We start from the raw sequence: 4291 nt of genomic DNA on the forward strand, positions 1-4291 counted from the left end.
TCGCACCGCCCGTCTCAGCCAGCACCTTCGTGATCGCCGCCGTCAGCGACGTCTTGCCGTGGTCGACGTGACCGATCGTGCCGATGTTGCAGTGCGGCTTGGTGCGAGCGAACTTTTCCTTGCCCATCAGAGCCTCCTAAATTCGAAATCGTGTTGCGGATGAAGAGGTGGTTCCAGCGCAGCCCTAGGCGTCGTAGCCCTAGGCGTACTTGGCGATGACCTTGTCGGCCTCGCCGCGCGGCACCTCTTCGTAGTGGTCGAACTGCATAGTGAAGTTCGCCCGGCCCTGCGACATCGAGCGCAGGTTGTTCACGTAGCCGAACATGTTGGCCAGCGGCACCATCGCGTTGATGACATTGGCGTTGCCGCGCATGTCCTGACCCTGGATCTGGCCGCGGCGGGAGTTGAGATCGCCGATCACCGAACCGGTGTACTCTTCCGGCGAGACGACCTCGACCTTCATCACCGGCTCAAGCAGGACCGAACCACCCTTCTGGAGCGCCTCGCGCAGAGCAGCCCGGGACGCGATCTCGAAGGCGAGTGCAGACGAATCGACGTCGTGGTACGCGCCGTCGATCAGCTCGACCTTGACGTCGACCACCGGGAAGCCAGCCAGCACGCCGGCGCCGAGGACCGAGTTGAGGCCCTTCTCGACGCCCGGGATGTACTCCTTCGGCACCGCGCCGCCGACGATCTTCGACTCGAACTGGAAGCCGGCACCCGGCTCGTTCGGCTCCACGACGAACTTGACGCGGGCGAACTGGCCCGTGCCACCGGTCTGCTTCTTGTGGGTGTAGTCGATCTCCTGACGGCGGGTCAGCTTCTCACGGTAGGCCACCTGCGGCTGGCCGATGTTCGCGTCGACCTTGTAGGTGCGGCGCAGGATGTCGACCTTGATGTCCAGGTGAAGCTCACCCATCCCCTTGAGGATTGTCTGGCCGGATTCTTGGTCCGTCGAGACCCGGAAGGACGGATCCTCGGCGGCGAGCTTGGCGAGCGCGATACCGAGCTTCTCCTGGTCGGCCTTCGACTTCGGCTCGACGGCGATCTCGATCACCGGCTCCGGAAACTCCATGCGCTCCAGGATCACGGCTTTCTGCGGATCGCACAGGGTGTCGCCGGTGCGGGTGTCCTTCAGGCCGGCGAGGGCGACGATGTCGCCCGCGAAGGCCTCCTTGACGTCCTCACGGTTGTTGGCGTGCATCAGGAGCATGCGGCCGACGCGCTCCTTCTTGTCGCGCGTCGAGTTGATGACGTTGGCGCCCGATTCGATCTTGCCCGAGTACACGCGGCAGAACGTGATCGTGCCGACGTGGGGATCGTCCATGATCTTGAAGGCGAGCATGGAGAAGGGATCGGAATCCGTCGGGTGACGAACGACCGGCTCCTCGGTCTTGAAGTCGAGGCCGTCGACGTCTCCGCGATCGGCCGGGGAGGGGAGGTAATCCACCACCGCGTCGAGCAGGGGCTGCACGCCCTTGTTCTTGAAGGCCGAACCGCAAAGCACCGGATGGAAGGCGCGCAGCTGCACGGCGCGACGCACGAGCATGTGCATCGTCTCGGCATCCGGCTCGGTGCCGTCGAGATAGGCCACCATGGCCTCGTCATCGAGTTCGACGCAGGCCTCGACCAGCTTGCTGCGGTACTCGACGGCCTGGTCCTTGAGCTCTTCGGGGATCTCAACCTCGGAGAAGTCGGCGCCCAGGGTCTCACCGGACCAGACGATCGCCTTCATCTTGATGAGATCGATCACGCCCTTGAAGCTGGACTCCGAGCCGATCGGCAGCTGCAGGCAGACCGGCTTGCCGGCGACGCGGTCGATGATGTCGGCTACGCACTTGAAGAAGTCCGCGCCGATCTTGTCCATCTTGTTGACGAACACGACGCGCGGGACGTCGTACTTGTCGGCCTGGCGCCAGACGGTCTCTGTCTGGGGCTCGACGCCCTGGTTGCCGTCGAGCACGCAGACGGCGCCGTCGAGCACGCGCAGGGAACGCTCGACCTCGATGGTGAAGTCGACGTGGCCGGGGGTGTCGATGATGTTCAGGCGCTTCTCGCGCCAGAAGCACGTCGTCGCGGCGGACGTGATGGTGATGCCGCGCTCCTGCTCCTGCTCCATCCAGTCCATGGTGGCGGCGCCGTCGTGGACTTCGCCGATCTTATGCGACTTTCCGGTGTAGTAGAGGATCCGCTCCGTGGTCGTGGTCTTCCCGGCATCAATGTGGGCCATGATGCCGAAGTTGCGGTAGTCCTCGATCGCGTGCGTGCGGGGCATCGGATTGCTCCTGAGAGACGGCGGAACCGCTTACCAGCGGTAGTGCGAGAAGGCGCGGTTGGCTTCAGCCATCCGGTGCGTATCTTCCCGCTTCTTGACGGCGTTGCCGCGGTTGTTCGCGGCGTCGAGCAGCTCGGCGGAGAGCCGCTCGATCATGGTGCGGTCGTTGCGCGACCGGGCGGCCTGGATCAGCCAGCGGATGGCGAGGGCCTGACGGCGCTCGGTCCGAACCTCGACGGGGACCTGGTAGGTCGCGCCGCCGACGCGCCGGGAGCGCACCTCGATCATCGGGGCGACGTTGTCGAGCGCGGCGCGGAACACCTCGATCGGGTTGGCCCGGGCGCGGTTCTCGACGATGTCGAAGGCGCCGTAGACGATCCGCTCGGCGGTCGACTTCTTGCCCTCGTACATGATCGAATTCATGAACTTCGTCAGCACCACGTCCCCGTACTTCGGGTCCGGGATGATCTCACGCTTCTCGGCAGAGTGACGACGGGACATCTCTTAAACTCTCAAACGAGTCTGACTTAAGCACCCCGCGCAGGCCGCCTTGGCTCTTTTGATGAAGCCGGCGACATCCTTACGAGGCCGTGGAAAGGCCTTTGCGCGACCGGATAAACTCCGGCCGGCGATCTTACTTCGGCCGCTTGGCGCCGTACTTCGAACGGCGCTGCTTCCGGTTCTTCACGCCCTGCGTGTCGAGCACGCCGCGGAGGATGTGGTAGCGCACACCCGGAAGATCCTTCACGCGGCCGCCGCGGATCATGACGACCGAGTGCTCCTGGAGGTTGTGGCCCTCACCAGGAATGTAACCGATCACCTCGAAGCCGTTGGTCAAACGGACCTTGGCGACCTTACGAAGGGCCGAGTTCGGCTTCTTCGGGGTCGTCGTGTAGACCCGGGTGCAGACGCCGCGCTTCTGCGGGCAAGCGTCAAGCGCCGGAACCTTGTTGCGGCTCCGCTGGATCTTCCGCGGCTGGGCGATCAGCTGGTTGATCGTCGGCATCCTGTGCCCTCTTCCTCGGTCACCTTGGCCGGATTGCCCAAGGCAATCCGCAAAACGAATATGCGCCGGAGGTCCTGTCACAGACCCTCGGCGCGGTGTGGGCAGAGGAGCACGCCCGAAACGAACGCGCTCGTACCTACGGATCTGACTTAGAGCGTCAGGCGATTTGAGCCTTCGGATCGCTCGGGGCGATCGCGGCGCCCGGGGGTCAAACCCTAGGGCCGTCGGCAGCCAATGGCCGTCCGAAGTGGCGCGCTTCTAGCCTCGGTTAACCCGCAGGTCAATGCGTCGATCGCGATATTCTTGGCTCTTCGGCGATCAAATGATCGGCGCGGTCGTCAAACGCGTGGGCTGCGATGTCCTATGCGTTCGGGGCGATAGGTGGAAGACCGAACCGGTTCTGCTCCGCGTCGCCGGCTTTTGCCAGCACCTGTACGATGAACCAGATCCAAAATCCGAAGGTGGCAACGCCAGTCAGCAAGGCGAGAGTGCTGAACAAGACAGGAACCCCGATCGCATGGCGGCTGTAAGATGAGAGAAAGCCAATCGATGCACAGAGGAAGGACAGCGGGGTGAGGACGTAAGGTACGGCGTTCAGCCAACCGGATCGGTTGACATCATGGCAGCGCTTGATGCCGAGAGCGAGGCCGCACCACGCCGTAACAAGAAAAACGATTATGTTTACGCCTGGAATAAGGCCAAGAACAATGTTCACAATCATCAGCACCAAAAGTCCAAAGGTCCAATAGTCACGACGTCCGATGCGGCCATTTGGATTAAAATAGAATGCGAACCAATCTCGCTGGCGGACAGCCTCACTGAAGGCTGGCGAGAAAACGGGCGCTTGGCCGGGGATGGGGTAGATTTCGCGGGCCTCACCATCGACGACCACGAAGTCCACAGCCTGCCCAGCCCGTGTGCTAGCGCCGTTCAGATCTGCGCTTGAAAAACGATAGCGCTGACCGTCGTCGCCCGAGATTGCGCCCTGCGTACTTGCGTTGGGTACTGCC

Annotated in this window: 5 protein-coding genes; all 5 read right to left on the reverse strand. The window is 63.2% G+C overall.

The window, feature by feature from the left end; translation table 11 throughout:
• A partial coding sequence (locus FV233_RS28305; protein ID WP_246689960.1) for a GTP-binding protein occupies positions 1-127 on the reverse strand: 127 nt, incomplete at its 3' end.
• Between the two features lie 72 nt (positions 128-199).
• Entirely contained in the window at positions 200-2275 is a 2076-nt protein-coding gene (gene fusA / locus FV233_RS28310) for an elongation factor G (protein ID WP_147899507.1), read from the reverse strand.
• A gap of 30 nt (positions 2276-2305) precedes the next feature.
• A complete protein-coding gene (gene rpsG / locus FV233_RS28315) occupies positions 2306-2776 on the reverse strand; it encodes a 30S ribosomal protein S7 (RefSeq protein WP_007557567.1) in 471 nt (156 codons plus the stop codon).
• Positions 2777-2909: 133 nt separating this feature from the next.
• A complete protein-coding gene (gene rpsL / locus FV233_RS28320; RefSeq protein WP_007557568.1) occupies positions 2910-3281 on the reverse strand; it encodes a 30S ribosomal protein S12 in 372 nt (123 codons plus the stop codon).
• A 361-nt stretch (positions 3282-3642) separates the two neighbouring features.
• A partial coding sequence (locus FV233_RS28325) for a DUF805 domain-containing protein (protein WP_147899508.1) occupies positions 3643-4291 on the reverse strand: 649 nt, incomplete at its 5' end.

It is taken from the genome of Methylobacterium sp. WL7, from assembly GCF_008040085.1.
GTDB classification, from domain to species: Bacteria; Pseudomonadota; Alphaproteobacteria; order Rhizobiales; family Beijerinckiaceae; genus Methylobacterium; species Methylobacterium mesophilicum.

Coding starts and splice junctions, on each gene's coding strand:
- fusA (WP_147899507.1), bottom strand. CDS start 2,275: ATGCCCCGCACGCACGCGATCGAGGACTACCGCAACTTCGGCATCATG.
- rpsG (WP_007557567.1), bottom strand. CDS start 2,776: ATGTCCCGTCGTCACTCTGCCGAGAAGCGTGAGATCATCCCGGACCCG.
- rpsL (WP_007557568.1), bottom strand. CDS start 3,281: ATGCCGACGATCAACCAGCTGATCGCCCAGCCGCGGAAGATCCAGCGG.